This window comes from Rahnella sp. R3(2024) (assembly GCF_042920125.1).
Classification (GTDB): Bacteria; Pseudomonadota; Gammaproteobacteria; order Enterobacterales; family Enterobacteriaceae; genus Rahnella; species Rahnella rivi.
Genome location: NZ_JBHGBU010000001.1, coordinates 3,679,510 through 3,705,963, shown reverse-complemented (window position 1 = coordinate 3,705,963; position 26,454 = coordinate 3,679,510). Strand labels below are relative to the sequence as shown.

28 protein-coding genes and 3 tRNA genes are annotated in these 26,454 nt (G+C 50.7%); 11 read left to right on the top strand and 20 right to left on the bottom strand.

The features are described 5' to 3' along the window. Window positions 1-39 precede the first annotated feature (39 nt). Window positions 40-840, bottom strand: coding sequence for a recombinase family protein (locus ABSH60_RS16805; protein WP_390974890.1), 801 nt, complete (start codon window positions 838-840; stop codon window positions 40-42). Window positions 841-907: 67 nt separating this feature from the next. Here ABSH60_RS16805 and ABSH60_RS16800 point away from each other — a divergent pair, with 67 nt between their 5' ends. Next, window positions 908-1,315 (top strand): MysB family protein, encoded by a 408-nt coding sequence (locus tag ABSH60_RS16800; RefSeq protein WP_183846373.1) that lies wholly within the window; start codon window positions 908-910, stop codon window positions 1,313-1,315. Window positions 1,316-1,318: 3 nt separating this feature from the next. Here ABSH60_RS16800 and ABSH60_RS16795 read toward each other — a convergent pair whose 3' ends face one another. The 3 genes from ABSH60_RS16795 to ABSH60_RS16785 form a co-directional block, all read right to left on the bottom strand. Next, window positions 1,319-1,564: a YceK/YidQ family lipoprotein gene (locus ABSH60_RS16795; protein ID WP_056778675.1), complete on the bottom strand. Its 246-nt coding sequence runs from the start codon at window positions 1,562-1,564 to the stop codon at window positions 1,319-1,321. A gap of 214 nt (window positions 1,565-1,778) precedes the next feature. Then, window positions 1,779-4,367, bottom strand: a complete 2,589-nt coding sequence (gene mdoH / locus ABSH60_RS16790) for a glucans biosynthesis glucosyltransferase MdoH (protein ID WP_056778672.1) — start codon at window positions 4,365-4,367, stop codon at window positions 1,779-1,781. Continuing rightward, on the bottom strand, window positions 4,360-5,895 hold the full coding sequence (locus tag ABSH60_RS16785; protein ID WP_056779164.1) for a glucan biosynthesis protein G: 1,536 nt from the start codon (window positions 5,893-5,895) through the stop codon (window positions 4,360-4,362). The genes mdoH and ABSH60_RS16785 overlap by 8 nt, the downstream gene beginning before the upstream one ends. A gap of 331 nt (window positions 5,896-6,226) precedes the next feature. Here ABSH60_RS16785 and mdoC point away from each other — a divergent pair, with 331 nt between their 5' ends. Beyond that, complete coding sequence (mdoC, locus tag ABSH60_RS16780) at window positions 6,227-7,411, top strand: glucans biosynthesis protein MdoC (RefSeq protein WP_056778670.1); 1,185 nt, start codon at window positions 6,227-6,229, stop codon at window positions 7,409-7,411. 94 nt (window positions 7,412-7,505) lie between these two features. On the opposite strand, the gene ABSH60_RS16775 is transcribed toward mdoC, so the two are convergent. Both ABSH60_RS16775 and ABSH60_RS16770 read right to left on the bottom strand, forming a co-directional pair. Continuing rightward, window positions 7,506-8,540, bottom strand: coding sequence for an efflux RND transporter periplasmic adaptor subunit (locus ABSH60_RS16775; RefSeq protein ID WP_390974886.1), 1,035 nt, complete (start codon window positions 8,538-8,540; stop codon window positions 7,506-7,508). A 74-nt stretch (window positions 8,541-8,614) separates the two neighbouring features. Then, a complete protein-coding gene (locus ABSH60_RS16770) occupies window positions 8,615-10,228 on the bottom strand; it encodes an MFS transporter (RefSeq protein WP_238485260.1) in 1,614 nt (537 codons plus the stop codon). Window positions 10,229-10,480: 252 nt separating this feature from the next. Between ABSH60_RS16770 and ABSH60_RS16765 the strand changes: the two genes are divergently transcribed. Continuing rightward, complete coding sequence (locus ABSH60_RS16765; protein WP_122095758.1) at window positions 10,481-11,260, top strand: IclR family transcriptional regulator; 780 nt, start codon at window positions 10,481-10,483, stop codon at window positions 11,258-11,260. A 14-nt stretch (window positions 11,261-11,274) separates the two neighbouring features. Next, the gene (locus tag ABSH60_RS16760) at window positions 11,275-11,721 is read left to right on the top strand and encodes a universal stress protein (protein WP_056778662.1); all 447 of its coding nucleotides are present in this window, start codon (window positions 11,275-11,277) and stop codon (window positions 11,719-11,721) included. A gap of 65 nt (window positions 11,722-11,786) precedes the next feature. Here the strand turns inward: ABSH60_RS16760 and ABSH60_RS16755 are convergent, their stop codons facing one another. The 3 genes from ABSH60_RS16755 to ABSH60_RS16745 all read right to left on the bottom strand — a co-directional run bounded on the left by ABSH60_RS16755 (window position 11,787) and on the right by ABSH60_RS16745 (window position 13,204). Then, window positions 11,787-12,044 (bottom strand): hypothetical protein, encoded by a 258-nt coding sequence (locus tag ABSH60_RS16755; protein WP_056778659.1) that lies wholly within the window; start codon window positions 12,042-12,044, stop codon window positions 11,787-11,789. Between the two features lie 409 nt (window positions 12,045-12,453). After that, window positions 12,454-12,819, bottom strand: a complete 366-nt coding sequence (locus ABSH60_RS16750) for a DUF2502 domain-containing protein (RefSeq protein WP_056778656.1) — start codon at window positions 12,817-12,819, stop codon at window positions 12,454-12,456. Between the two features lie 253 nt (window positions 12,820-13,072). Continuing rightward, the gene (locus ABSH60_RS16745; RefSeq protein ID WP_390974883.1) at window positions 13,073-13,204 is read right to left on the bottom strand and encodes a hypothetical protein; all 132 of its coding nucleotides are present in this window, start codon (window positions 13,202-13,204) and stop codon (window positions 13,073-13,075) included. A 213-nt stretch (window positions 13,205-13,417) separates the two neighbouring features. On the opposite strand from ABSH60_RS16745, the gene ABSH60_RS16740 reads away from it, so the two are divergent. After that, window positions 13,418-13,630 carry a YccJ family protein gene (locus ABSH60_RS16740; protein ID WP_056778653.1) on the top strand — a complete coding sequence of 71 codons (213 nt, stop codon included), beginning with the start codon at window positions 13,418-13,420 and terminating at the stop codon, window positions 13,628-13,630. A gap of 71 nt (window positions 13,631-13,701) precedes the next feature. Here the strand turns inward: ABSH60_RS16740 and ABSH60_RS16735 are convergent, their stop codons facing one another. The 3 genes from ABSH60_RS16735 to ABSH60_RS16725 all read right to left on the bottom strand — a co-directional run bounded on the left by ABSH60_RS16735 (window position 13,702) and on the right by ABSH60_RS16725 (window position 14,917). Beyond that, window positions 13,702-13,965, bottom strand: a complete 264-nt coding sequence (locus tag ABSH60_RS16735; protein WP_235533458.1) for a hypothetical protein — start codon at window positions 13,963-13,965, stop codon at window positions 13,702-13,704. A gap of 29 nt (window positions 13,966-13,994) precedes the next feature. Beyond that, complete coding sequence (locus ABSH60_RS16730) at window positions 13,995-14,270, bottom strand: hypothetical protein (RefSeq protein WP_183846369.1); 276 nt, start codon at window positions 14,268-14,270, stop codon at window positions 13,995-13,997. Window positions 14,271-14,410: 140 nt separating this feature from the next. After that, window positions 14,411-14,917, bottom strand: a complete 507-nt coding sequence (locus ABSH60_RS16725; protein ID WP_136374831.1) for a YlaC family protein — start codon at window positions 14,915-14,917, stop codon at window positions 14,411-14,413. Between the two features lie 184 nt (window positions 14,918-15,101). On the opposite strand from ABSH60_RS16725, the gene ABSH60_RS16720 reads away from it, so the two are divergent. Further along, complete coding sequence (locus ABSH60_RS16720) at window positions 15,102-15,578, top strand: GyrI-like domain-containing protein (RefSeq protein WP_390974880.1); 477 nt, start codon at window positions 15,102-15,104, stop codon at window positions 15,576-15,578. Window positions 15,579-15,583: 5 nt separating this feature from the next. Here the strand turns inward: ABSH60_RS16720 and deoR are convergent, their stop codons facing one another. After that, window positions 15,584-16,348: a DNA-binding transcriptional repressor DeoR gene (gene deoR / locus ABSH60_RS16715; protein WP_122095762.1), complete on the bottom strand. Its 765-nt coding sequence runs from the start codon at window positions 16,346-16,348 to the stop codon at window positions 15,584-15,586. A 267-nt stretch (window positions 16,349-16,615) separates the two neighbouring features. Between deoR and ABSH60_RS16710 the strand changes: the two genes are divergently transcribed. Beyond that, window positions 16,616-16,882, top strand: coding sequence for a hypothetical protein (locus tag ABSH60_RS16710; RefSeq protein ID WP_056778632.1), 267 nt, complete (start codon window positions 16,616-16,618; stop codon window positions 16,880-16,882). A 304-nt stretch (window positions 16,883-17,186) separates the two neighbouring features. On the opposite strand, the gene ABSH60_RS16705 is transcribed toward ABSH60_RS16710, so the two are convergent. The 6 genes from ABSH60_RS16705 to uvrY all read right to left on the bottom strand — a co-directional run bounded on the left by ABSH60_RS16705 (window position 17,187) and on the right by uvrY (window position 20,729). Continuing rightward, window positions 17,187-17,272: transfer RNA gene (locus tag ABSH60_RS16705), tRNA-Leu, on the bottom strand. A gap of 11 nt (window positions 17,273-17,283) precedes the next feature. Beyond that, window positions 17,284-17,357: transfer RNA gene (locus ABSH60_RS16700), tRNA-Cys, on the bottom strand. Window positions 17,358-17,416: 59 nt separating this feature from the next. Further along, window positions 17,417-17,492 (bottom strand) — tRNA-Gly (locus ABSH60_RS16695). A gap of 147 nt (window positions 17,493-17,639) precedes the next feature. Then, complete coding sequence (pgsA, locus tag ABSH60_RS16690) at window positions 17,640-18,188, bottom strand: CDP-diacylglycerol--glycerol-3-phosphate 3-phosphatidyltransferase (RefSeq protein ID WP_056778604.1); 549 nt, start codon at window positions 18,186-18,188, stop codon at window positions 17,640-17,642. A gap of 56 nt (window positions 18,189-18,244) precedes the next feature. Then, complete coding sequence (gene uvrC / locus ABSH60_RS16685; RefSeq protein ID WP_072158130.1) at window positions 18,245-20,080, bottom strand: excinuclease ABC subunit UvrC; 1,836 nt, start codon at window positions 20,078-20,080, stop codon at window positions 18,245-18,247. Next, complete coding sequence (gene uvrY, locus ABSH60_RS16680) at window positions 20,073-20,729, bottom strand: UvrY/SirA/GacA family response regulator transcription factor (protein ID WP_013576296.1); 657 nt, start codon at window positions 20,727-20,729, stop codon at window positions 20,073-20,075. Before uvrY ends, uvrC begins: the two co-directional genes overlap by 8 nt. A 790-nt stretch (window positions 20,730-21,519) precedes the next feature. On the opposite strand from uvrY, the gene ABSH60_RS16675 reads away from it, so the two are divergent. The 3 genes from ABSH60_RS16675 (at window position 21,520) to ABSH60_RS16665 (ending at window position 22,800) form a co-directional block, all read left to right on the top strand. Beyond that, entirely contained in the window at window positions 21,520-21,744 is a 225-nt protein-coding gene (locus ABSH60_RS16675) for a DUF2594 family protein (RefSeq protein ID WP_056778602.1), read from the top strand. Window positions 21,745-21,849: 105 nt separating this feature from the next. Then, window positions 21,850-22,020, top strand: coding sequence for a hypothetical protein (locus ABSH60_RS16670; protein ID WP_162997847.1), 171 nt, complete (start codon window positions 21,850-21,852; stop codon window positions 22,018-22,020). 3 nt (window positions 22,021-22,023) lie between these two features. After that, entirely contained in the window at window positions 22,024-22,800 is a 777-nt protein-coding gene (locus ABSH60_RS16665; RefSeq protein ID WP_056778600.1) for a helix-turn-helix transcriptional regulator, read from the top strand. Here the strand turns inward: ABSH60_RS16665 and leuA are convergent. After that, window positions 22,769-24,439, bottom strand: a complete 1,671-nt coding sequence (gene leuA, locus ABSH60_RS16660) for a 2-isopropylmalate synthase (RefSeq protein WP_390974876.1) — start codon at window positions 24,437-24,439, stop codon at window positions 22,769-22,771. The two genes, ABSH60_RS16665 and leuA, sit on opposite strands and share 32 nt — an antisense overlap. A gap of 192 nt (window positions 24,440-24,631) precedes the next feature. On the opposite strand from leuA, the gene ABSH60_RS16655 reads away from it, so the two are divergent. Beyond that, window positions 24,632-26,398, top strand: coding sequence for an EAL domain-containing protein (locus ABSH60_RS16655; RefSeq protein ID WP_390974874.1), 1,767 nt, complete (start codon window positions 24,632-24,634; stop codon window positions 26,396-26,398). Window positions 26,399-26,454 lie beyond the last annotated feature (56 nt).

Genomic DNA, 26,454 nt, shown 5'->3' with positions numbered 1-26,454 from the left:
GACGTGTACAGGGATTACGTAATTAGGCGTAGCCGACTATTACATTGGTACAACAACTGGGTAGTATAATGTATCCTTTATGAATCCTATTAATCTTCTATTGCGTAACGTATGATACATGGAAACAGTACTCCAACGTTTTCCATTTAATAATCGTCCTGTATCATTCAAATGTCTTACTAAAGTAGCCCCTCCGTATCCTTCGACGAACTTCACAAACATATAATTGATAGTATCGACTATATTATTATTGATTACATACTGTTCATCCACTATAGATAACCACATAGGACAATTATTTTTTAAAGCTTTGTTCTCCTCTAAGGCAACCTTTTTCATTTTCGCCCAATTTTTGGTACTTAATCTTGCCTTTCTTTTTGACTCTTGGTGAGAATGTTCAATGGCTATTGATAACTTCGATAGTGTCCCATCAATTTTAGTACTAAACACCTGTCCGCTTTCAACTTCGATAACATCAATACCACGGCTGATTAAAGCATTAAAATGTGCTATGGCCTCATAATCAGGCAAACGTGAAAACCTATCTACGTTTTTGATTAAAAGTACTCCCTCAGTAATTTCACCATTAACTACTTTATTTTTGAAGAGTCCGAGCTGACCCGATGTGAAGTTGTGGCCTTTATATGCTGACTTCCCCAAATCACTTTCTAACCATTCGTAATTTTCGGGATCAAGCTGGTAACCTAGGGATGCTGGGAGTTGTGCTTCGGTAAGAAACTCCATAACTGTACTTATTTGCCTTTCAATACCAAAGCCCGCTTGTTGCTCTAAGGTACTGATTCGTGGGTATAAAAATGCCTTTACTTTTTTTATCGCCATGCTTTATACCCTCGCAAAAACTTAGACTATCATTCATTAATCATACTAAATGAACACAGGAGAAAGTATGTCATTATACGTAACGCTTGAAGAAGCTATTGATGCCGCCCGCGAAGAATTTCTCGAAGCCGCGCAGGACAGGATCCAGGGCGATGAAGAGCCGCTTCCCGATCAGTTCAATTTGCAGAAATACATCATGCAGGATGGCGACATCATGTGGCAGGCAGAATTTCTCAGCGCCGAAGGGGAATCCATTGATGCGCTGACCTTCCGCAGCGGTGCCGCTGCACAGGCCATTTTCGATGAGGATTACGACGTCATCGAACTCGAAGAAGAGTGGCTGGAAGAGGCGACGCTGTACGAATGGGATGAAGGGGAATTCCAGCACGAACCGCAGACCGACACCGAAGAAGGTGCGGCAGCGGCAGAAGAATGGGATGACGAAGACGATTATCCGGGCCGTGACATCGACTGACGTTTAATTGTAAGGGCCGTGGCGGGCGTCAACTGGCAGCATGAAGGTGTCGACAATCATCGACAGCGGAACGTCGATCACAGTGACATAACGCCACGGACTGTCCCGAAGGTCCCATTGCACGCCAGGATAATACTGATTGCCATGCCCCTGCCCCGGCACCGTGCGGCTGATGATACTGCCACATCCCGAGAGCGTGACGGCCAGCAAGGCCAGAACAGATCCGCGAAAAACACCCCGATTAATCACTCACACAACCTGTCAAATCGAATCAAATGAAGCACTCCGTTGAGCGCTGAATAGCGCTGTCAGCTTAGCATGCGCGTGAAGACCGGCCATGTTAAGACAAAGTAAAATTTTATACGCTGCGGGTTAAAGAGTCACTGAACTTCACACCATAAAAAAACGGACAGTATGCAAATGACATACTGTCCGTTTATCTTTACTGCCCCTATACGTCAACTCAGGCCGGTTTAACTTCCAGCGTTTGAGTTTCAGGGAAGGCCTGCGCATTACGAGGCAACTTACTGTAATACTCGCCCCACGCTTGCTGATCAGGTTGCGTCCAGACCGCAGAGTGTAAACGCGCCATCAGCACCGGATCACTCAGAAGAATCAGGCGATCGGCTTTGCCCAAATCTTTCGGCCCGGTTTTCAGCGCCTGCTCAAGATGAGCGCGACGTCCGTTTTCAACCGCATCGCGCAGCAGGTGGCGTGATGTGGCCATGGCGGAGGCCAGTGCGTTGAATGCCGGATCAAACACTGCGTGCATAAAGCCGTTTTGCAGTTTACGTTCACGGTTGAGCTTGAGGTATTCCTCGGTGGCGACCAGTTCGCGCGGAGGATCGTATTCTTCCGGGATCAGGAACAGTTTGGCTCGCTTACTCTTAATCCCAAGCGTTGCACGGCTCGACAGCACCGAAACAATCGGCGAGAGGATCAGGGAGAAGACGATTGGCGCCAGCCACCACAGGAAACGCAAATCCAGCCAGGCCATACCTGCCGCCCAGACAGCACCCAGCAACAGCTGAGATCCGTGACGTTTGAAGGCTTCGCCCCACGGCGTGTCATCATCGTCACGCTGCGGTGAATTCCAGACCACTTCCCAGCCCAGGAACGCACTGACCACGAAGACGGTGTGGAACAGCATACGCACAGGGGCCAGAAGAACCGAGAACAGCATTTCCAGCAGCATGGAGATCAGCAGGCGGAAACCGCCACCAAACTGCTTCGCACCCTTCGCCCAGATCAGGACGATACTCAGCAGTTTTGGCAGGAACAGCAGCACCATGGTGGTCGAGAATAAGGCGATTGCCAGTTCAGGACGCCATTGCGGCCACACCGGGAACAGCTGGCGAGGTTGCAGGAAGTACTGCGGTTCCATCAGCGTATGCACCACCTGCAAGGCGGTAGACAAGGCCAGGAACGTAAACCACAACGGTGCGGAAAGATACGACATGACACCGGTCAGGAACACCGCACGGTGAACCGGGTGCATCCCTTTCACCAGGAACAGGCGGAAGTTCATCAGGTTACCATGGCACCAGCGGCGGTCGCGTTTCAGCTCATCCAGCAGGTTTGGCGGTAACTCTTCATAACTGCCCGGCAGATCGTAGGCGATCCAGACACCCCAGCCCGCACGACGCATCAGTGCCGCTTCCACAAAGTCATGCGACATGATGGAGCCCGCAAATGAACCTTCACCCGGCAACGGTGCCAGCGCACAGTGCTCAATGAAAGGTTTCACGCGGATAATGGCGTTGTGCCCCCAGTAGTGGGATTCACCCAACTGCCAGAAGTGCAGACCCGCGGTAAACAGCGGGCCGTAGACGCGGGTCGCAAACTGCTGACAACGCGCATACAACGTATCCATTCCGGACGCTTTCGGCGAAGACTGGATGATACCGGCATTCGGGTTAGCGTCCATCAGACGAGCCAGACCGGTCAGACATTCGCCACTCATGACGCTGTCGGCATCGAGGATCACCATATAGGCATATTCCCCGCCCCAGCGACGGCACCAGTCATCAATGTTTCCGCTTTTGCGTTTAACACGGCGGCGGCGGCGGCGATAGAAGATACGGCCATGACCGTCTACGTCGCGGCAGACTTCCATCCAGGCTTTCTGTTCAGCCACGCAGATATCCGGGTCATAGCTGTCGCTCAGGACATAGATATCAAACTGATCCAAATCACCGGTCGCTTTCACGGATTCGTACGTTGCACGAAGGCCCGCGAATACGCGCTCCACGTCTTCGTTACAAATCGGCATGATAAGCGCGGTACGGTTATTCGGGTTCAGCGGCTCATCGCCTTTGGTGGACGCCGTGATGCTGTATTTATCGCGGCCAATGAGCAGTTGTAAAAAGCCCATCAGTGCGGTCCAGAAACCGGCCGATACCCAACAGAACAAAATGGCAAACAGCACCAGAATACCGGTCTGCAACACATAAGGCAGCAGTTGCAGCACAGACTGTTGCCAGTCCTGATTCAACATATCTGCGGGGTCGATCAGCGCCCAGCCCTGATAAGGCAGGATGGTTTTCATGTACCAGGTGGCGATCGCCGTTTGCACCAGCATCAGAGCCAGCAAGATATAACGGCGAACGGAACCGGCATGACGCCAGCGTTTTTCGGATTCAGGCATTTCGGAGGCGCGGTGACGGGAAGCCGCGCTGCGCCCCATCAGATTGTCCCAGAAACGGCCTACCGGGTTGGTGCGCCAGACATCAGGGAACATGCTGGAACGCTTAACCGGTGGCATAGCGCTGGCGATGGTGCGGCCTTCGTTATCCACTTCATCCAGCGAGCCCTTTTCCAGAGCGTAAGGCCAGCTGCCGCCTACGCGCGCTTTCACCGAGGCCAGAGGCGCATCGATGTCAGCCGCAGCGGCAACCGCTGAAGCCGTATCATCGGCGCCTAAGCGCCGGTGCACGGTGGCAAAAGCTTCCCCTTCAGCAGCCGGAAGCTGCTGGAGGAGCGCCGCTTTCTGTTCTTCAGTAAGCGGCAAAGCTTCTACGTAATCATGTGTAGAGTGCGTTGACTTATTCATTTGCAGGCAGCTGATAGCTCCAGGTTTCACTCAGTGTTTTATCGCCATTGGCCAGAGAAGCGCGCATTTCGATCGCTTTCTTCGGATCTTTCACTTTCAGGCGCAGCGTCAGACGCCAGCCTTTGGTTACCGGATTATAGCGGACAGTGTTTTCAACCAGATCGCCGTTGTCGCCTACGCTGACCTGAGACGCCACCGGCGTATCACTTTTCAGGGCTTTGAGGTTTGGACCGACAAAATCAACCAGGAAGGCAACGCTGCCATCTGGTTCACGGATCAGATTTGACTGCTTAACATCACCGGTTGAGCGCATGGTACGTTCGACCCACGCCAGATCGGGTGCATGCAATTTGTCTTCTTCAATAGTGAAGTGCAGACGGTAGTCCATGTTCAGCGGTTTACCCGCATCAGGTAACTGATCCGGCGTCCAGAAGGCGACGATGTTGTCATTGGTTTCATCGGCGGTAGGAATTTCTACCAGCTCAACTTTCCCTTTACCCCAGTCGCCTTTGGTTTCAACCCAACCGCTCGGACGCAGATCGTAACGATCGTCCAAATCTTCAAAGTTGGAGAAGCTGCGGCCGCGTTGCAGCAAGCCGAACCCTTTCGGGTTTTCCATGGAGAACTGGCTGACGGCCAGATGTTTTGGATTGTTCAGCGGACGCCAGATCCACTCACCGTTACCGGCGTGGATGGACAGGCCGTTGGAATCATGCAGCGCCGGACGATAGTTCATCACCGGAGACGGCTGATTTGCACCGAACAGGAACATGCTGGTCAGGGGAGCGACGCCCAGTTTGCCCACTTTATCGCGCAGATAAACTTTAGACTGCACGTCTACGGTCGCTTCTTTACCTGGATACACATCCATGCGGTAAGCACCGGTCGCACGCGGCGAATCCAGCAAGGCATAAATGACTAAATGCTTTTCATCAGGATTAGGACGTTCGATCCAGAATTCACGGAAACGTGGGAACTCTTCGCCCGATGCCAGTGCGGTATCGATAGCCAGACCACGGGCAGACAAGCCATACACCTGGCCTTTACCGATGACGCGGAAGTAGCTGGCACCCAGCACACTCATTATTTCATCATCTTTGTCTGCTTTATTGATCGGATAAAGCACTTTGAAACCGGCAAAGCCGAGGTTTTTCACTGAGTCAGCGTCATGTTTGACGTTGCCAAAGTTGAAGTAGTCCGGGCTGTACTTAATTTCTTTGACTGCGTTAGCCGTCACTTCATTGATTTTCACCGGAGTGTCGAAGTACATCCCCTGGTGGTAGAACTCAAGCTTGAAAGGCGTGTTCTGGTCTTTCCAGTACGCTTTGTCATGATTGAATTGAATTTGTTGGTAGTCTGCGAATTTGAGATCGCGGAACTGGGACGGTAAATTGCTTTTAGGCGCTTCGTAGCCTTTATCGGCTAATGCTTTCGCTTGTTTTGCAACATCGTCAATAGAAAAAGCCCAGGCAGATGAGGTGAACATGGCCATCAACACTGCGGCACTTAGCAAACGGACTTTGATCATACGTGACCCTATGGAAAAATTTTTATCCGACACCTTGTCTCCTTTAAGCGCGCTTAAGGCAATTGCTGTCACTGTTTCATGAGAAGTGTCAGGTTTCCGACAACCTGAGCTGTCGATGGTTCATTCATTGAAGAACCGTTTAAGCGCAACAGGGTACAAGGATATCAATTCGTTGAAACACAGGCTATGGAAACTTGTCCTATAAGAAAGCCTGATTGAGGTTCGGAGTAATACTATTGTCAGTCACGTTCATTTCTGGTTACCTGAGAAAATAAACCTAAAGACAAATTACGCTCTAAAATTAGGATGAGCTGCATACAACGGATACGTGATGAAACCACAAAAACCACAACGTGAGTTCTTTTTAGACTCCATCCGCGCATATTTGATGCTGCTGGGTATTCCGTTCCATATATCATTGATTTACTCCAGTCATATCTGGGCGGTAAACAGTGCAATACCCTCGCACGGCCTGACGATCTTCAATGACGTGATCCACGCCTTCCGCATGCAGGTGTTCTTCGTTATCTCAGGCTACTTCTCTTATATGCTCTACGAGCGGTATGACTCGCACCAGTGGCTTAAGGTGCGTCTTGAACGGGTTGCCATCCCGCTGGCTGCCGCATTCCCGTTGATTACTCTGCCGCAACTCTATTTCCTGATGAAGTACACCAGCAAATTTTCCGACTGGAGCACAATGGGGCTCTATCAGAAAATTAACATCACCGTCTGGGAATTAGTGTCCCATTTATGGTTCCTGTTAACGCTGGTTATTCTCACCAGCATTTGTTTTTACCTGTTTAAATTCATAAAAGAAATTAAGACTAATCGCATTCAATTAATTAAAAGCCGAACAAACAGTTTAGGAAAGCTCTCAATCTTATTTTTATTTATCGGCTTAATTTATGCGACCTTTAACCGTGCGTTGTATCTTTTCGCGCCGGATTTACTTTCCAACGGCGCCTTTAACTTTATCGTCATGCAGACGTTGTTTTATCTGCCATTTTTCATTATTGGCGCTTTTGCTTATAAGTTCTCATGGTTAAAGGAACTGTTCATCAAGCCATCGGCTACCGCGGGGGTAGTGAGCCTCCTGCTGTTTGCGGTTTACATGTTCAATCAGCACGTGAACACCCCGCAGCTGTACTCGATGGAGATTGACGCCATTGTCACCACCTTGCTGGGTATCCTGATGGTGAACGTGGTGTTCTCCTTCAGCCACTATCTGTTGAACTTCCAGGCGCCTTGGATCACTTACCTGGTGAACTCCTCTTTGTTCATCTACCTGATTCATCACCCGTTAACGCTGATTTATGGTGCGTTTATTACTCCAAAAATTCACAGCGACTGGATGGGATTCTGGCTGGGTCTGGTGTTCGTGTTCGGTATCGCCTTTGTGCTTTATGAGGTGCATAAACGTATTCCGCTCCTGCGTTTCCTGTTCTCAGGCAAACCGCAGCATGTGGCTAAAAAGAATGAAACCGGCCCTACCCCGCCGCAAAATCAGGCTTCATGATCGTTTTATAATGCCGGACGGAAGATCAAAAAAGGCGGCCCCGCACTTACGCAGGGCCGCCTTTTCTATTCTGTTCGGATGACCGGCGACTGAATTATCGTTCGGCGGTAATGATCGTCGGAATCACTGACATGCCCACTTTAAGACGATTCGCATCGGGCTGATTGGGTTCCAGCACAATTTTTACTGCCAGACGTTGCACCACCTTGGTGTAATTCCCGGTGGCATTGTCCGGGGATATGGGAGAAAAGGTCACGCCGGTCGCCGGAGAAATACTGTCCACTTTCCCCTTCAGCACCAGGCCCGGCAGTGCATCAACTTTTATGTCTGCAGCCTGACCGGCTCTGACATCCCCTAACTGTGTCTCAAGATAATTCGCCACAATGTAGGCCTCGTGAAGCGGAACGACGGCCAGAACGCGGGAGCCCGCACTGACATAACCGCCGATGCGCAGAGAACGCTGCCCGACAATACCGTCAACCGGTGCTGTGATTTCTGTGTAAGAGAGATTCAATTTCGCCTGGGCCAGCGCCGTTGCGGCTGAATCGATTGCCGCCTGAGCTTCCGCCTGTCCGGCTTTAAGGACGTCAATTTGTTTTATCGCTGCCTGCGCCGCCGCCATATCACTTTGCTGAGCGGCCAGTTTTGATCGCAAATTCGCATCTGATTCATCCCGCGCATCGGCGGTGCCTGAACCATTTTGCAGCAGACGTTTATAGCGGTCAGCACTCTGGCGCGCATAGGCAATCCCGGCGCTGTCGGCGTTCACCTGCGCCTGTGCCTGCAAAATAGTTTGCTGTTGTTTTGCTAACTGGGCAGTCAGGCTGAGCATTTTAGCATTCGCCGTTTCAAGGCTGGCCGCCGCCGTCAGCACGGCATTCCGATAATCCCGATCATCAATGCGCGCCATCACTTCCCCGGCTTTCACCGCCTGATTATCCCGCACATAGACCTGAGTGATGGTGCCGGAAATCCTTGGCGCGACCAGCGTGGAGTCAGCAGAAACAAAGGCATCATCCGTGCGCGGGTTGCTTTCACCGGTCAGTATCCAGAAGGCCATCCCAGCCAGCAATATCACGACGAGGGCGGCGACCAGCCAGCTCAGGCGAACGGGTAATTTTTTTATCATGATTCTTTTCTCTCATTTTTTCTTATAAAGAAATGCACATATTTTGGTAATGACGGGTTCAGATCACTGATGGTTCAGGAACGATTGACCAGCGACTGCGGCGGATAGGTACGCTTTGGCAAAATGGCCGCCAGCAGGATCAACAACAGCGCCAGCCCGATGATCACCAGATAGGTGTCTGCCAGCCCCAGCACCAGCGCCTGCTTTTTCACCAGCCTGGAAAATTGGGTGATCACTTCGGTCGAGATCGCCGTTCCGTCGCCATTGAGCGGTGCAAGGAAACTGCTTTCGCCGCCGTAAGGCTGTGAAAGGAGATAGCTCACGCTACCGGCGTGGTTAAGCAATACGTTGGAATGAAACTGTTCCCGGTGGCTGACAAAAACGCCCAACATCGCACCGCCCATCACGCTGCCCAGACCGCGCGTGGTGTTGAACATCGCCGAAGCAAAAGGTCCTTCCTGCGGCTGAACGACACTGGTCGCACTCATCAGAATGGGCAAAACGGCCATCGGCTGGCCTAACGCCTGCATCATCTGAATCAGATAGAAATTATCCCGCGCCCAGGCGCTGGTCATGAACGTGCCCAGATAGCAGGAAACACCGATCAGCCCCAGCCCGCAGGCCAGCACCCAGCGGCTGTCCACGCGTCGGATGGTGAGAACAAACGCCACCAGCGGCGCAAGTAAGAGTTGCGGCAGCCCGATGGTCAACGCCAGCGGCCCCACCTGGACGGCGCGGAATCCGCCGACCTGTTCCATGTAACTGGACGGCAGCGCAGAGCCAGATAAAAACAGGAACATCAGCGCAAACAACGTGATCAACCCGTGGGCCAGATTGTGGCGTTTGAGCATTTGTAATTTGAAGAGAGGCAGCGGATGGTGCCATTCATTGACCAGAAAAATCGTCAGCAGCGCCAGCGCGGCAAAAAACATCAGCGTGATCAGCGGTGAGTTGAACCAGTCCAGACGCTCTCCCTGTTGCAATGACAGCACCAGAAGGGAAATGCCGCTGCACCCTGTCAGCATGCCCACCTTATCCATCTGTTTAAAACGCTCGAAGCGCAGAGGATCCTGTGGAATGCCATAACCGACCATGATGATTGCCAGAAGACAAGGCGGGATCACCTGCCAGAAAACCCATTCCCAGCCCACATAGTCTGTCCAGAGGGCGGCTAAAGAAGTGGCCATATTTGGACCAAATGTCGCCGTCAGGGCATACGCGCTCAGCCCGTATAACTTGTAATGAGGCGGCATAAAGCGCAGGGCAGCCGTCATCAGCAACGGCGGCAACGCCCCGCCGAATATGCCCTGCACGGTGCGCAAGGCAATGAATACCGGCAAATCAGGCGCGAAAGGCAGTAATGCGGCCAGCAGTAAAAAACCGAAGGTGACAAACAGCGTAAATCGACGCAGCGAAAAGGTCATGGCAAACCAGGGAGCAAGCATCATCGCCGCCACTTCGGCAGCCTGATAAACACCAATCAGCCAGGAACCTTGATCGCTGCTGATACTTAACGCGCCACGTACATCGGCCAGCGCGATATCAGTGACACGATCGTTAAGGCCCGAGCACAGCGAGGCAATTAATACGCCGAGTAAACCGATCACCAGCCTCAGAGTAAAGGCCGGCGGAACGGGCTGCGCGGCACTGCCAGGGGCAGATGCGGGGGTGTCTGATGGGTTCATCATTTCGCTCATTAACATCGACGCATAATCATTGATACGCCGACCGTGGAAAGGCAGGTGTGGGGCAACACAGAGGGGAATGCGATCGCTATCACTTTAATTTCGATGCATTGCACCACAATGCGGTACATGCTTAAATACTATAATACGGTGCACTGTATTGCAATGTGATTAAAATTGTTTTCAGACCGCCCAGCCATTACATTGGCAGTACAGCTTTGGTAAGGATCACCCGACGGTGACAAAGGAGAATTGATGGCACAGGACATAGCAGGAGATGAAGAACGCAGCGGCGGGATCCAGGTGATTTCACGCGCGGCAACCATTCTGAATGCGCTGGGGAAACATCCACACGGAATGAGCCTTGGCGCGATCGCGAATGATGTCGATTTGCCCCGCTCCACTGTACAACGCATCGTCGCTGCACTCGCCGAGGAAGGGCTGGTGCGATCCGAGGGCAGCGGCGGCGTCAGGCTCGGGCCAACGCTGCTTAAGCTGGTGTCGACGGTGCATACCGATGTCATCGCCATTGCCTCACCGTTTCTTCGTCAGCTCAGCGAAATGACCGATGAAACCGTCTCACTGGGGCGCGCCAGTGGCCGCCAGATAGCCAACATTCACAGCATTGTCGCTGAGCGGGAATTACGCGTGGTGCCAAGAGTAGGTCTGAATCTGCCGATTTACAGTACCTCAGGCGGACGGGCACTTTTGTCACTCAAAACAGATGAAGAGATCCGCGCGCTGGTCGGTGATGTGCTGGAACCGGCCACCGAACATACCGTGCGCACTCTCGATTCTCTGCTGGAAAAAATTGCAGACGTGCGTGAAAGCGGGATCTCGATGGAAAACGGTGAAACCGTAGACGGCGTTTCAACGCTGGCTGTGGCCATCGACACCATCTTAGGTCGCTACTCAGTTTCGGTGCTTTTTCCAACCCCGCGCCGTGAAGCAAAAGAAGCGCAAATCCGCGAAGCCCTGCTTGATTGCAAAAACGCATTGATTGGCGAAATTGGTAAGCTGAGCCAAAACAACTAAACCCAGGAGTGACCGTGTTTGATGTTATTTTGCTGGCCGTAGATGGCTCTAAACAATCCGCCGTTGTCGTCGATCTTGCCCGTCAGCTGGCAAGCAGCCATCAGGCAACGGTATATGTCACCTGCTGTATCGATGAATCCTATGCACTTGAAGATAATGGCGATATTCCCGGTGAAATCATCGATTATCCTCCCGCAGAAGAAGAACAAAATACTGCGCGCGCTGTGGTGGGTAATGCGCTGAAAACGCTGGAGCTGGCAGGGGTCAAGGCTAAAGGGAATCTGATTGTCGGTGACGCAGGGGAAGCGCTGGTCTGCGAAGCCAAAAGGATTCATGCATCGGTGATCGTCATCGGTCACCGTCAGCTTTCTGCATTCGGTCGTATGATGAAAGGCTCAGTCAGCGCTGACGTCATCGCCCATGCGCCCTGCCCTGTTTTGGTCGAAGTTCGCGGAAATTAATCCCCGGCGATAAAATGCAAAAAGCGCCGCTCTGGCGCTTTTTTTATCTCTGAGCAATCCGCCTGTTAACTATTCATCAGGCCCATGGACATCGCCCAGTCATTAATGTTGTTGCGATAGAAGAACATGATATCGCTGTCCAGAGGATTCTGTTTTGACGGTGTCACCATGCCGAGGCAAGGATATTCCTGCGGGCGGGAGTCAAAAAGAAAATCTTCCATCTCTTCTTCGGTCAGAAGGGTATCACCGTAGATATTATCCTGGCGGAAATAGGCTTCAAGCATCCAGGAACGGTATTCAAAATCATTTTTAATCAAGTGCATAAGAGGAGCTCACAGTAAAATAAGTCTGACGCACCTGATGAAAAGCTTCCTTAAAATACTGAATATGAGATCAGGCACGCGTTGCGTTCGGGCCATCCATTGCTGATTTCACATAACAGAAAATTAACATATTAATTGCAGTTAGCAAGCTGCAATCCGTCCTAAATGCCTGTTTACGGGCTTCATTGATTAATTATTTTAAAATGGACGTCATTTTCATAAATATTATTAATGTGTTTTTGTATTCACATATTTTTAATCAATTAATTACCAAAGTAACAATCGATTTTTGACGTGATAAAAACGTAAAAGGAACAGAACTGACGTTAGGGATGCATTTGCATCACCACCGCCAACCCTGTTCCCAAAATTTGTTTAATTCTGTGTGGTCTGTTCTGTCGCTCTTACTTTACCAGCGACCGGGAGGTGGCCCTTCACGCCAGTGTCCCGGTGGCCCATCGCGCCAGTGCCCAGGAGGGCCGTCACGCCAGTAACCGGGTGGCGGACCTTCATGCCAGTGTTCATGGTGCCAGTAGCGAGGCGGCGGTGGCGGAGCTGGTTCGTAATACACCCAGTGTCCACGCCCCTCATCACGATAATGTTCATCCCACCAGCCCGGCGGACGCCAGTCTCCGCCATCCCAATAATATCCGCGCGGGTCACGGTCACCGATATGCAGTGACAGCCCCGGCATGTTCACCCCCAGCTCGACGTTTGCATGCGCGAGAGCCGGCAAAGTCAGCAAAACGGCGAGAACAAGAATCAGTTTTTTCATTATAAACCTCACGACCTGCTTATCAGGTGGTGACAAATTACCTCCCGCTATCTTCCTGTTCTATAGGAATTTATCCCAAAAAAAATGTCCTTTCGCTATCCTTACATTTGCGTCAAAAAGGGCTGAGGGGAATGACTGCGCAACGCTATGTCAGTAAAGGAGATTCGGTGAAAAAAACGTGAACGCCCATAAATGTCAGACACAAAAAAACCGCCGAAGCGGTTTCTTTTTTTACTGTACTTCGGGGCAAAAATTAGATTTTGCAGCCTTCACAGTCACTTTCATCCTGAACAGCCTCAGGCATTGCTGCTGCTTTCTCAGCCGCTTTTTCTTCCGCGGACACCAGTGCAGCATCAATGTCAAAATCAAAAATATCGTCGCTCATGTTCATCACCTTAAATGTTCAAATCGCCCTCATTATAAACGACACTGGCACACATCTGACGCCTTTTTTGTGCCCTGATGACGCTTTTATTGCCCCCGCTCAGAGCACAAAAAATCACCGGAGTTTGCAAAAGTGGTTCACGGAAACCATAGTTATAATGATTATTCTGGTGTCCCGAAGACACTATTTGCGAACTCTTACGAGGAGAACCTGATGACAACGTCAAACATCAAAGCCTGGGCCAACACGCGTGAAACCTCTCACGAAATCGCCGAAGCGATTTTTGAGCTTGCCAAGAATGATGAAACACTGGCGCAGAAAATTTGGGAAGAAGGGAACGATGAAGTGTTACCGATCGCCTTCGCCAAAACGAAGGAAGACCATCTGTTCTGGGGTGAAGAAAAGATCGACAGGAAAAATGTCTGAGGGCTAACGACTGTCGGAGCATGATTGGGCCCTGAGCCATGCTCAGGGCTGGCAGGAAATTTAGGTCGGAGTTAGCTGTCGAATCCAAAACCCATCTGATGCGCCCACTCAAAAATCTGTTCTTTGTAGACAAACCGCGGTTCGCACACGCCCGGCTCTCCCGGTGTCTGGATCATCACCGCGACACAAGGGTATGACAGCGGCCTGGCATCGAAAATAAAATCATCGACTTCCTGATCGGCAAACTCAGAGGTTTCACTTACCGCGCTCGCCTGGAAAATTTCATCCATTATCCACTTACGGTATTCCACTTCGTTGTTGATAAACTTCATCATTCACCTCAGCTTTTGCTCTCTCTGTATTCTCAACCGTGAAGCTCGTCGCCACCACAGCACGGACAGACTTCTGCACGGGAAACCGACATTTCTGCGAATCCGTCGCACTCCCACTCCACGCGTAACGGTTCCCCGCTGTGATCATCAGCCTTGATATAGCGATTATAGTGGAGAGCCTGCCCGGTCATGGTTTCAGTCAGCAGCAAATGTTCGCCAGCATAAATGCGTGCGACAGCCTGCGCATCCTGTTTTTCACCCGAAACGATTTTGTGAAGATGATGAATAGTCAGTTTAATTCGTTCCACGGCAGCTCCGGTAACGGCTCAACATACAGTGTGTTTCGTCCTGTGCATCGACGATTCATACAAAAAATGTATATCCAGCCGCTATTTTATCAGAGCTGACGGGGTGACGTCATGGGCGGAAGCCATCTGAATGGGGGCAATTAGTGCGCTAGCTGAACGCTGTTCAGTGTTGAGGGCTGCTGATGCTCGAGGCGCGCCAGATCATACACATCGTAAAAATCGACAAAACCTTTGTTTTTCACGATCGACTCAATGCGGTTTTTAACTCCGGCACTCACGCTCTCAGCGCTGAGGATTTGCTGTACTGCATCTTCAGATAATTCGCGGCTGAAATACCACTCCCCGTTGTAGCAGACACGCAAATCCAGCACACCGATATCTTCATAGCGGTAGACCGGTTTGATTTCCAGCAGCAACATAGCGGACATGAAAACCAGAAAAGCTGTGAATCCGATAAACCAGCCGATCCCCATATAGGGTGAAACATACATCACAATACCGACGGCAATATACCCCACCAGCATCGCGAGACACAGCCAGGGATGTTTCACAAAAAACTCAACGTTGACGCGCGCCCTGCCGTCACGACCTTCCTGACGGTTGATACGGTCAATTTCACTATTTAATACATTTTTGATCACGTCCATTTCATAACCTCGTTGCAGTCACGACTATAATGCAATCTGATAATGTTATTTTATCATGACAACTGTTATAGCGCGTAGAGCAGTTACCGGCCTCAAAACGGGAAACTGTTATAGCTGGCATTTGCGTCACTGATATTTTCATCATGGAATTCTCTCTGTTCATGTCAGATAAAAGGAGAACATCGTGGCACTATTAATTGTAGAAAGACCGGCTAAAAAACTGGTGAGTTACCGGGTGGTCGGGCCATACAAGGAGTCAATCCACAGCGGTTTCCAGCAGCTGACGAAATGGGTCGCACGACACCATCAGCCACACACAGAATGGCTGACATGGTTTCACGATAACCCCGATACCACGCCAGCCGAGGCATTGCGGGCGGACCCTTCCGTGTGTGTGGCTGATAATTTCATACTGGATGACGCTGAAGGGCTGGCACTGCAAACCTTACCCGGTGGCACCTATGCGGCCTATCACACCACCATCACTGACGGTAATTTTGAACACGCCTGGCGGGAATTTTATAGCCAGTTGTTGGCCAGCAATCACTACCGGCCGGATGGCAAAGCCTGTTTTGAACATTACCTGAGTGATGGCACTAAAACCGGCATCTGGGAAGTGGTGTTTTATCAGTCGGTCGAGAAGATCCCGGCCATTCGCTGAAAGGTTCAGACATTGAGTGTGATGTCTGCCTGCTGGCAAAAATCAAGGTAAGCCTGCGGCGGTCTGGCATCGCTGACCAGCGTATTGAAACGGGCTAAAGGTGCGATCGCCGCCGGTCGCACCTGATCAAACTTACTGCTGTCGGCGACTAAAATACTCTGCGCAGACCGCTCCATCGCCTGATGTTTCATCAGCAGTTCATCAAAATTAAAACAGGTCACCCCGTGTTCGATGCTCACACCGGCTGCTGAGATAAACGCCTTCGTTGGCCGGATAAAATCGAGCTCACTGCTGCGACCAATTGGCGTAAAAATACTGTTGCTGGATTTAAACGCTCCGCCGCATAAAATCACATCGCAGTGAGGTTTTTCCTGCAGCGCTAAAAAAGTATTCAGCGAATAACAGATCGCGGTAAATACCCTCGCCTCGGGGATACTCTCGATGACATACGGCATGGTGGTTCCGCAGTCGAAAAATACCGTGTCATTATCGAGTATCAAACTGGCTGCGTTTTCGGCCAGGCGACGCTTTTCCGCCACCTGGCGCATTTTCTGTTCACTGATAAAATAATGCGTCGCCGGGTTATTTTTCGGATCCATCACGATATAACCGCCGAGCAGGATAACCGGCGCAGGGTCGCTGCTCAAATCACGCCGGATAGTCATTTCGGAAACATTGAGCAGTAAAGACGCTTCTTTCAGGTGAATTTTGTCGGTCTTTTTTAGTGCCAGCAACAGACGCTGGATCCTGTCTTCACGCTTATTTTCCATGATGTTATCTCAGCTTTCCGGTTCGCAGCCCGCCACTATACCTTCGCAGCCATCTGGCCGCAAACCGGTGCGTTGTGTGAATCAAAGGGATAATAATGAACAATAAATTACCCATGCACACTTTGAGGCTTTTCCCATTTCTTCAAATGGTTGAACGCGCCCTACACCTTGTCGCGGCTGAAATCCACTGATAATTTATTTATCGTTAAGTAACTGCCGCCTTTTTGTGCTAGACTACTGGCCGCTCTAAGTAAAACCGGAGGTTTTATGAGTTCTACCGTTGTAAACGCTCAAGACGAGTGTCCGTTGTGTCAAAACACGAATAAGACGTCGGTGAATATGTCGGCGAAAATTGTTACTGTGACCTGCACATCATGTGGCCGTTACAGTATCTTCCGCAAAACCATGGAAGAGATTTCGATAGACCGGAAGAAACGCGTCGCGCTTCAGGCGTTTTTCACCAGCCAACCGAACTACCACCTGCCTTTATCTATCCGGGCACTGAGTAATACAGAAGCACCGGGTGAATTTTAGCCCTAAAAACGCCCTTCGGGGCTGTTTTAATCTGCATTTCCTACATCTCACACAAACGATCAGCGCAAACCTCATCGGATACTCACGGAGGGAATGATTTCGTCTCAGGGCTGATAAGATGTCGTGTTGCTGTAAAAACATAAAGGCCACTCTAAGAAGTGGCCTTTATTATATTTAAACATATCGTTATCACACGCGTGTTTCTCACGATGCCTGACTGAATTTCAGACATAAAAAAACCACCCGAAGGTGGCTATAACGACATTACTACTTTATTGCTTTTGATTATTCAGCTAATTTTCCATGGTACCCGGGACGAGACTTGAACTCGTACAGCCTAAGGCCGAGGGATTTTAAATCCCTTGTGTCTACCGATTCCACCACCCGGGCTCCGGGAAAATTGGAGGCGCGTTCCGGAGTCGAACCGGACTAGGCGGATTTGCAATCCGCTACATAACCGCTTTGTTAACGCGCCTTAAATCTTACTACTTGTCTTGCACTTAAACCAATCACGAGGATCAGTTTAATAAAATTTGGAGCGGGAAACGAGACTCGAACTCGCGACCCCGACCTTGGCAAGGTCGTGCTCTACCAACTGAGCTATTCCCGCTTTAATCAGAACGTACTGATTTTTTTAACTATCTTCCGGCTCATTGCTGTCTGCCTTCCGATGCGTTGCATTCTACTGACCTGAGAGAATGAGTCAATAAAATTATCTGCATCCTTCGCTCGTTTGACGTTTTTTACGTCAGTTTGATCAGGGTTCCAGCAAATCGTGACGTGCAGCGTTCAAATACTGGAACATTGACCAGAATGTCAGCACCGCCGCGATATAAAGTGCGACCACACCGACACCCACAACGATGTTGTCGGGACGCCACAACAAGGCTACCAGCGATAGCATTTGCGCTGTCGTCTTCACTTTGCCAATCCAGGAAACCGCCACACTGCTTCGCTTACCAATTTCAGCCATCCACTCGCGCAGCGCCGAAATGATAATTTCACGGGCAATCATGGTGGCAGCCGGTAACGTTATCCACCAGGAATGGAAATACTCCGCCACCAGCACCAGCGCAATCGCCACCATCACCTTATCGGCAACCGGGTCGAGGAACGCACCGAACCGCGTGGTTTGTTTCAGGCGGCGCGCCAGATAGCCGTCAAGCCAGTCTGTCATGGCAGCAAAAACAAAAATGAGCGCGCAGGCCATCGGTGCCCATGGATATGGCAGATAGAAGGCGAGCACGAAGAAAGGTATCAGCGCAACGCGGAACAGGGTGAGGCACGTCGGTATATTAAATTGCATAGCGAAGGTAACTGTTTGTCCAGTTTAGATATTATGAGTATGTTGCTACAACGGCTTTAGTGTTTCAACGCATTATGAATCTTTTCTGCTAATGCGGTAGAAATACCGGGTACCTGTGCAATTTCCTCGACGCTGGCATTCAGTAATGGCTGGATGCCTCCCATATACTTCAATAATACCTGACGTCGTTTCGGCCCGACGCCTTCAATCTCTTCAAGTGCGCTGGTAGTCCGCACCTTGGCACGTCGCTGACGGTGCCCGGTAATGGCATGATTATGAGAATCGTCACGGATATGCTGAATAACGTGTAAGGCTGGCGAATCTGACGGTAAGGCAATCCCCTCACCTTCAGGCACAAAGAATAACGTTTCCAGGCCTGCTTTACGATCGGCACCTTTCGCAATACCAATCAGTAAAGGTTTGGATTTATCCCACGTCACATCCAGCGAATGAAACACATCCAGCGCCATTCCTAACTGCCCTTTCCCGCCGTCGATAAAAATTACGTCGGGAATTTTTTTCTCATCCAGCGATTTACTGTAGCGGCGGGTCAGCACCTGGCTCATCGCGGCATAATCATCGCCCGGCGTAATGCCGGTAATGTTGTAACGACGGTATTCAGAGCGAACCGGGCCGTTATTATCAAATACCACGCAGGAAGCGACCGTTTGTTCGCCCATAGTATGGCTGATATCGAAGCATTCCATGCGGTTAATTTCCGCAAGATTAAGGGTTTTCGCCAGTTCAGCCATACGCTGATGGATTGTTGACTGCTGTGCCAGCTTGGTGGTCAGCGCCGTGGAGGCGTTAGTGCGCGCCAGTTTCAGATAACGGGCGCGGTCACCGCGCGGTTTACTCTGAATCAGGACTTTACGACCCGCTATCTGGCTCAAGGATTCAGCCAGTAACTCTTTCTCTGGCAGACTGAAATCCAGCAGAATTTCGCCGGGCAGCGTTCGCATCTGGCTGCCCTGGAGATAAAACTGACCGACGAAGGTTTGCACCACTTCGCCGAGGTCAGTGCCACCGGGGACTTTCGGATAGTAGCTGCGGCTGCCCAGGACTTTACCCTGACGAATAAACAGAACGTGTAGACAGGCCATGCCAGATTCGAACGCCACACCGATAACATCAAGATCTTCGCTGTTGCCCGAAACGAACTGACGCTCAGTCACCCGGCGCACTGCCTGAATCTGATCGCGGATACGCCCGGCATCCTCGAAACGTAAATCTTGACTGGCTTCTTCCATGCGATTAACCAGTTGCGTCACAACCTGCTGATCTTTCCCCTCGAGGAACAGACGCACGTAATCAACCTGGTCTTTATAATCCTGATCGCTGACCAAACCTTTCACGCAAGGCCCGAGACACCGACCAATCTGATATTGCAGACAAGGGCGGGAACGGTTGCTGTAAACGCTGTTTTCGCACTGACGGATCGGAAAAAGTTTCTGTAACAGCGCCAGCGTTTCACGCACCGCATAGGAGTTGGGGAACGGCCCAAAATACTCGCCTTTTGCGTGCTTGGCACCGCGATGCACGGTAATGCGTGGATGGTTATCGGCGCTGAGAAAAATCAGCGGATAGGATTTATCATCACGCAACAGTACGTTATAGCGCGGCTGATACAGCTTGATGTAGTTGTGTTCGAGGAGAAGCGCCTCGGTTTCCGTATGGGTCACGGTGACATCGATTTGCGCAATATTTTTGACCAGAGTTTCCGTTTTACGGCTGGAAACCTGAACACGAAAATAGCTGGAAAGACGCTTTTTAAGGTCTTTAGCTTTACCTACATAGATTACGGTGCCGCTGGCGTCATACATCCTGTAGACGCCCGGTTGGCTGGTGACCGTTTTCAGAAAGGCTTTAGGGTCGAAACGCTCATCATTCACTGCCTGATAAAGTCTCCGTATTGAACAAACCGTGTCGAATAGCCAGATGGGTCAACTCAACATCGCCGCTGATATTTAATTTACTAAACATCCGATAACGATAACTGTTAACTGTCTTGGGACTCAAGTTAAGTTGTTCTGAAATTTCATTCACTTTTTGCCCTTTGGTAATCATCAGCATGATTTGTAACTCACGCTCTGATAACGAATCGAAAGGCGTTTCAGACTGCGGTTCAATCTGACTGAGTGCCATTTGTTGTGCGATATCAGACGCAATGTAGCGCTGACCCGAGTCAACCAGGCGGATAGCATTGACCACTTCCTGTGGTGCTGCACCTTTACTCAGATAACCGGAAGCCCCCGCCTGCATCACTTTTGCGGGCAACGGGTTTTCAGTGTAAATCGTTAACATGATGATCTTGATATCCGGCGAGAAACGGACGATTTTCTTCGTCGCTTCCAGCCCACCAATACCCGGCATGTTCATATCCATCAGGACAATATCAACGTCATTGGTACGGCACCATTTCACGGCGTCTTCGCCGCATTGTGCTTCCCCGACAACTTTGATGCCTTTGATATCTTCGAGAATGCGTCGGATCCCTGCGCGCACCAATTCGTGGTCATCAACAAGAAGAACGCTAATCAAAGAGAATTCTCCAAAAAATAAGGGCGACACACCATCAGGTTCTTCCGCTGGCCTTTACACAATAAGAGGCATTAAACATTAATATGTACAGACAGCGTAGAGAAGAGAAGGTGGCAATAAGAAGCCAACATCAACTCAGTTACCCCACTAGCGCACAGCGATAGTGTTTTTAAATCAGGCATTCAGGTTATTTATTATAGCCCGCGCATTTTACTCTATCTCGCCGGCATCACCAACAAATGTCTGCAAAAAACTAGTTTGCTGAATGTAAATGAGAACTGCCATCACCTGTATTAATGATACAGAAAAAAAGCATTTTGAATCAAACAATAAGGTCTGTATCAAGCTACATCTTTTTTCCTGTAAAAAATAATGTATTCACCATTCCTTGGGTTCAAATAACGTGTTTTAAAGAAAGGTGATTAAATCAGCAAAGCATCAATTTCATATATCTATGATATACCCAATGATTATTTGCAATAGCACGAAATGTCGCGGTTTTTATAAGAATAAACTTAGCTTTTAACATGCGAAACATCCTGTTCCAAATATGTTTAGTATTCTGTACTGACTTCCGGGAAATGGATTTATCTCAGGTTATTCGTTTCGCTAAATGTTGCATCGCCCCTCCTTTTAACCCGCGCCAGCCCTGTCAGTGCCCTAAAACCTGCGACTATGCTAAAATGCCGTCACTTTGCACCCCGCCCTTTCGGGTCAACCTGTTAATACCCCCTTCTTTTTACTGTATAAAGTCGGGAGCGCTGCCTTGCAGCCTGCCTGAGGAGAAATAATGAGTAACTGCGATTTTACCACTGAAGCAAACGTTGAAACCCTGGCGACAGAAGTTGCCTGCCTGAAAGCCACTCTGACCCTGATTTTGAAAGCTATCGGTCAGGCTGATGCCGGTAAGGTCATGTTGAACATGGAAAAATACGCTGCGCAGATGGAAGATGAACAACAGGCAGAAATCTTCAGAAACTCCCTGCAACAAATCAAATTCGCTTACCGCCAGTAATGTTTTCCCGGAGTCTGTCGCCCGACGGACTCCGCCTTTCCAGCGCGTCCCCGCACGAAATCTGCTATAATTACGCCCTCTTATCATTTCATCAGGACAACGGTTATGAGCGAAAATAATAAAGAAAACAAAAGTAAAGCTGACGACGTTCACGTTAGCGACGGCCTTGCAGAACTGATTGAAGTCTCAGAACAACTGACTGAAGAAGAAATTCAACAGGCGGCAGAAGAAGCAAAACAGGCTGTTGAAGACGCTAAGAACCAGAAACATCACTGATTCATGCATTATAACGTTCTCGCCCCGTATCAGGCCATTGTGCCGCTGGCCATTGATTATCAGCATGGCGACAGCGAACCTGCGCACAGCCATAACTGCTCGCAACTGATCCATACGTTGTGTGGCGTTGTTGAAGTGCATACCGCGCTCGGCACCTGGATGGTTCCGCCGGGGCGCGGCGTTTGGTTACCCGCGCACGTTGAACACAGTCTGCGTTTTATCGGGGGCGTAAAAGCCCGCACTCTCTTCGTCGATCCGCTGGCACGCGCCGATTTACCGGCTCAGTGTCAGGTGGTCCAGATTTCTCCGCTGCTGCGTGAACTCATTCTCGTCTCGCTGACCCTTCCTTCAGACTACCTGCCCGGTGGCCGTGATGAACGCATCATGGAATTACTGCTTGATGAACTGCGTCTCTTGCCGACGCTGCCACTGCATTTACCTGAACCGCAAGAGCCGGAACTGCTGGCGCTGAGCCAGCATATTTGCCGTGATCTGAGTGCATCATGGGAGCTGGAGGATGTCGCGCAACGCCTCAACATCAGCAGCCGCACGCTTTCCCGCCGTTTTCAGCGCGAAACCGGTCTGCGTTTCAGTGACTGGGTGCGTCAGGCTAAATTGCTCGAGGCGCTTCAGCAATTAGCGGCAGGAAATTCAGTGATTGATGTGGCGCTGGCGCTCGGCTATGACAGCCCGAGCGCCTTCAGTGCAATGTTTCGTCGTTCGCTGGGCGTTTCGCCGAGTGAGTATTTTAGTCAGCCAGAATCCCGCCCGCCGCATTAAACAGCGCCTGCAAAGATGCGCTGGACACATCACTGTCGATGCCCACGCCGTAGCACGTTTCCCCATGCTTACCCTGACAACTCACATAAGCCACGGCCCGGCTGTGGCTCTGATGCCCTAACGTATGCTCGTGATAATCACCAATCTCGAGCTGAATGTCGTAACTACGGCGTAACGCATCCACTGCGCCTGACAACAACCCGTTGCCGCTGCCGGTAATATTCTGCTCTTCATTGCGGTAACGGATACGCGCGTTGAAATGACAAACGTTCTGCTCATCGCTGCGGATGTCATAACTCAGCAGTTTCACCACCGGTTGCTCGGTCAGGCCGTAGCGCTGACGGAACAGCCGCCAGATATCGCTGGTGCTCATTTCCTTGCCGTGCGTATCCGTATCCCTCTGTACGGCTTTACTGAAATCAATTTGCAGGCCGCGCGGCAGTTTCAGGCCATGATTCTGCTCGAGTAACCATGCCGCACCGCTTTTCCCAGACTGACTGTTTACGCGGATCACCGCTTCGTAACTGCAACCGACATCTGCGGGATCCAGCGGCAGATAAGGCACGCGCCACACCGCATTTTCTGCGGTTTTCTGCGCAGCAAAGCCTTTTTTGATGGCGTCCTGATGCGATCCGGAAAACGCGGTAAACACCAGCTCACCGGCATAAGGGTGGCGCGGGTGAACCGGCAACTGATTACACTCTTCCACCGCCTCGACAATCGCCTGTAAATTGCTGAAATCCAGCTGCGGCGCGACGCCCTGCGTATAGAGGTTCAGCGCCAGCGTCACGATATCCACATTCCCGGTGCGCTCGCCATTGCCAAACAAACAGCCTTCGACGCGATCGGCACCCGCCAGCATTGCCAGCTCGGCACAGGCGACGCCGGTTCCCCGATCATTATGCGGATGCACGCTGATGGAAACCTGCCCGCGACGGCTGAAATGACGGCAGAACCATTCAATTTGATCGGCATAAATATTCGGAGTGCTGACTTCGACGGTGGCCGGCAAATTAATGATCATTGGCCGTGACGTGCCCGGTTCCCAGACATCGGCTACCGCTTCGCACACTTCCAGCGCAAACTCCAGTTCGGTAAAGCAGAAGGTTTCCGGGGAATATTCAAACGTCCAATTCGTCTGTGGATATTGCTCACAAAGCTGACGGATTTGCTGCGCGCCGCGAACGGCCAGATCGCGCGTGGCTGCCTGATCCTGATTGAAAACCACTTCGCGAAACACCGGCGCAGTGGCGTTATATAAATGCACGATTGCGCGCGGTACGTCCTTCAGCGCTTCAAAAGTACGGGCAATCAGATCTGGCCGCGAAGGTGTCAGCACCTGAATCACCACGTCATCCGGAATTAATTTGTCTTCAATCAGCCCGCGAACAAAATCGAAATCGGTTTGCGAAGCCGAGGGAAACGCCACCTCAATCTGCTTAAAACCACATTTCACCAGCAAATCAAAAAACTGACGTTTACGCGCATTATCCATCGGTTCTGCGAGTGCCTGATTGCCGTCACGCAGATCGCTTGAACACCATTGCGGGGACTTATCGAGTACCTTTCCCGGCCACTGGCGGTCGGGTAAATTCACCTGCGGGAAGGGGCGATATTTTTGCGACGGGTCGTTTAACATACGATTCTCCTTTTATCATGTGGGCAGCGTTAATCTTGTGTTAAATCCATAGTACGCAAACGCTATCTTTCTGCGCCTGACTAACTGACAGCAACCCTCGCAAAACGGACAAAAGAAAATGATAAATGAATGAGACTCACGCTATAGTGCATAACTAAACGCGTCCAGGTTGGCGATCAGAGGTCGTACAGAATGAAAAGGGTTCTGAATCTAAACGAAAAAAAACGGCTCTCGGCGCTGCAAAACCTCAATATTGCGGACAGCAATCCGGATGAAGTGCTAGATCTGATTACCCGCCTTACCCAACAGATTTTTGATATCCCGATGTGCCTGATTACCCTGGTGGACGAACATCGCCAGTGGTTCAAATCAAAGACCAATATGGCCATCAGCCAGACGGCGCGTGATATCGCCTTTTGCGATCACACCATTCGTTCTGCCTCCGTAATGGTGGTGAACGATGCGGAACAAGATCCGCGTTTCAGTGACAATCCGCTGGTCACCGCCGAAAAAGGTATGCGTTTTTACGCCGGTGCGCCGCTGATCACCCGCAAAGGGTTTGCCATCGGCAGCCTGTGCCTGATTGATAATCAGCCGCGCGATTTCACCGTGCAGGAGATCGAGATGTTGTCCGATCTCGCGGCCATCGTCATCGATATTATTGAATCACGCAGCTCCGTCGGTTTTACGGATATCGTGACGCGTCTGCCCAATCGCCAGCGATTGATGGAAGACATCGCAACGCTTATCAAAACCTCTGATCACACGCCTTATTTGCTGATTCTGATCGACACGCTCGACACCTTGTATGCCTACGATATCGGCCGTGCGATCGGCATTCCGAAAGTCGAAAATATTCTGAAAGATGTCGGATCATTTTTGCGCACGGAGCTTAACGAGAACGACAAAGTTTACAGCCTGATGCTCGGGCGTTTCGCCCTTATCAAACGGCTGGATGAACAGGAAGAGACGTTCAGGCAACTGGAAATCGCCGCGACCAAAATTCAGCAAAGCATTACCAGCGACATCCCGATTAACGTGCGGCTCCACGCCGGTTACACGGTATTTTCGTCCACCTCTGAGTGCGCCGAAACCATCATGCGACAAGGCATGTCTTCGCTGCATGAGGCGATAAGCCACAACCGTCTGGTGATGCCGTACCAGCACGAATCTGATGTGATTCAGTTGCGTGCGTTTAATCTGCTCAATGATTTGATGGCGACGGTGTCTTCATGCGAGGATTTTCATCTGCTCTATCAGCCAAAAATCCGGCTGGCGGATAAAAAATTCCACGGCGTCGAAGCGTTAATCCGCTGGCATCATCCGACGCTCGGCATCATTTCGCCCTCAGAATTTATTCCTCTGGCAGAAAAAACGCCGCTTATCACTCCGCTGACGAACTGGGTGATTACGCAGGCGGTGAGGCAGATTGCCGAGTGGCAAAAGCGCGGTGCACAAATTCAGGTATCGATTAATCTGACCGCCAATAACCTGGTGGAACAGGATTTGGTTCAGCGTATTCATACCGCGCTGATCCTGCATCAGGTTTCGCCCTCCATGCTGGAAATTGAGTGTCTGGAAACCCAGACACTGATGAATAATCCTCACGCCGTTGCCTCCCTCGACGCCCTGCGGCACATGGGCATCAGCATCGCGCTGGATGATTTCGGCTCCGGCTACAGCAACCTGAATTACCTGCAAAAAATACCGGCGGATACCCTCAAACTGGATCAGTCACTGATTCAGGGCATCAGCCGCGACAGTAAAAGCAAAGTCATCGTGAAATCGATGATTGATATGGCGCACGCGCTCAGCTATCACGTGGTCGCCGAAGGCGTGGAAGACAATGACACGCTGCGTTGTCTGGAAGAGCTGCAATGTGATTCCGTGCAAGGGTTTTACTATTCGCGTCCGCTGCAACACGATCAGATTCTGGAATGGTCGAAACCTTATATTTGATTGTGCCCTTCGCCTCAAAAACAAAAAAACCGCCGCGGCGGTTTTTTTATATCCTC

What these genes read in the sequence shown, in the direction of transcription:
- ABSH60_RS16805 (WP_390974890.1), bottom strand. Translation starts at nt 840, where the DNA reads ATGGCGATAAAAAAAGTAAAGGCATTTTTATACCCACGAATCAGTACC.
- ABSH60_RS16800 (WP_183846373.1), top strand. Translation starts at nt 908, where the DNA reads ATGTCATTATACGTAACGCTTGAAGAAGCTATTGATGCCGCCCGCGAA.
- mdoH (WP_056778672.1), bottom strand. Translation starts at nt 4,367, where the DNA reads ATGAATAAGTCAACGCACTCTACACATGATTACGTAGAAGCTTTGCCG.
- ABSH60_RS16785 (WP_056779164.1), bottom strand. Translation starts at nt 5,895, where the DNA reads ATGATCAAAGTCCGTTTGCTAAGTGCCGCAGTGTTGATGGCCATGTTC.
- mdoC (WP_056778670.1), top strand. Translation starts at nt 6,227, where the DNA reads ATGAAACCACAAAAACCACAACGTGAGTTCTTTTTAGACTCCATCCGC.
- ABSH60_RS16775 (WP_390974886.1), bottom strand. Translation starts at nt 8,540, where the DNA reads ATGATAAAAAAATTACCCGTTCGCCTGAGCTGGCTGGTCGCCGCCCTC.
- ABSH60_RS16770 (WP_238485260.1), bottom strand. Translation starts at nt 10,228, where the DNA reads ATGATGAACCCATCAGACACCCCCGCATCTGCCCCTGGCAGTGCCGCG.
- ABSH60_RS16765 (WP_122095758.1), top strand. Translation starts at nt 10,481, where the DNA reads ATGGCACAGGACATAGCAGGAGATGAAGAACGCAGCGGCGGGATCCAG.
- ABSH60_RS16755 (WP_056778659.1), bottom strand. Translation starts at nt 12,044, where the DNA reads ATGCACTTGATTAAAAATGATTTTGAATACCGTTCCTGGATGCTTGAA.
- ABSH60_RS16750 (WP_056778656.1), bottom strand. Translation starts at nt 12,819, where the DNA reads ATGAAAAAACTGATTCTTGTTCTCGCCGTTTTGCTGACTTTGCCGGCT.
- ABSH60_RS16745 (WP_390974883.1), bottom strand. Translation starts at nt 13,204, where the DNA reads ATGAGCGACGATATTTTTGATTTTGACATTGATGCTGCACTGGTGTCC.
- ABSH60_RS16740 (WP_056778653.1), top strand. Translation starts at nt 13,418, where the DNA reads ATGACAACGTCAAACATCAAAGCCTGGGCCAACACGCGTGAAACCTCT.
- ABSH60_RS16735 (WP_235533458.1), bottom strand. Translation starts at nt 13,965, where the DNA reads ATGATGAAGTTTATCAACAACGAAGTGGAATACCGTAAGTGGATAATG.
- ABSH60_RS16725 (WP_136374831.1), bottom strand. Translation starts at nt 14,917, where the DNA reads ATGGACGTGATCAAAAATGTATTAAATAGTGAAATTGACCGTATCAAC.
- deoR (WP_122095762.1), bottom strand. Translation starts at nt 16,348, where the DNA reads ATGGAAAATAAGCGTGAAGACAGGATCCAGCGTCTGTTGCTGGCACTA.
- ABSH60_RS16710 (WP_056778632.1), top strand. Translation starts at nt 16,616, where the DNA reads ATGAGTTCTACCGTTGTAAACGCTCAAGACGAGTGTCCGTTGTGTCAA.
- pgsA (WP_056778604.1), bottom strand. Translation starts at nt 18,188, where the DNA reads ATGCAATTTAATATACCGACGTGCCTCACCCTGTTCCGCGTTGCGCTG.
- ABSH60_RS16675 (WP_056778602.1), top strand. Translation starts at nt 21,520, where the DNA reads ATGAGTAACTGCGATTTTACCACTGAAGCAAACGTTGAAACCCTGGCG.
- ABSH60_RS16670 (WP_162997847.1), top strand. Translation starts at nt 21,850, where the DNA reads ATGAGCGAAAATAATAAAGAAAACAAAAGTAAAGCTGACGACGTTCAC.
- ABSH60_RS16665 (WP_056778600.1), top strand. Translation starts at nt 22,024, where the DNA reads ATGCATTATAACGTTCTCGCCCCGTATCAGGCCATTGTGCCGCTGGCC.
- leuA (WP_390974876.1), bottom strand. Translation starts at nt 24,439, where the DNA reads ATGTTAAACGACCCGTCGCAAAAATATCGCCCCTTCCCGCAGGTGAAT.
- ABSH60_RS16655 (WP_390974874.1), top strand. Translation starts at nt 24,632, where the DNA reads ATGAAAAGGGTTCTGAATCTAAACGAAAAAAAACGGCTCTCGGCGCTG.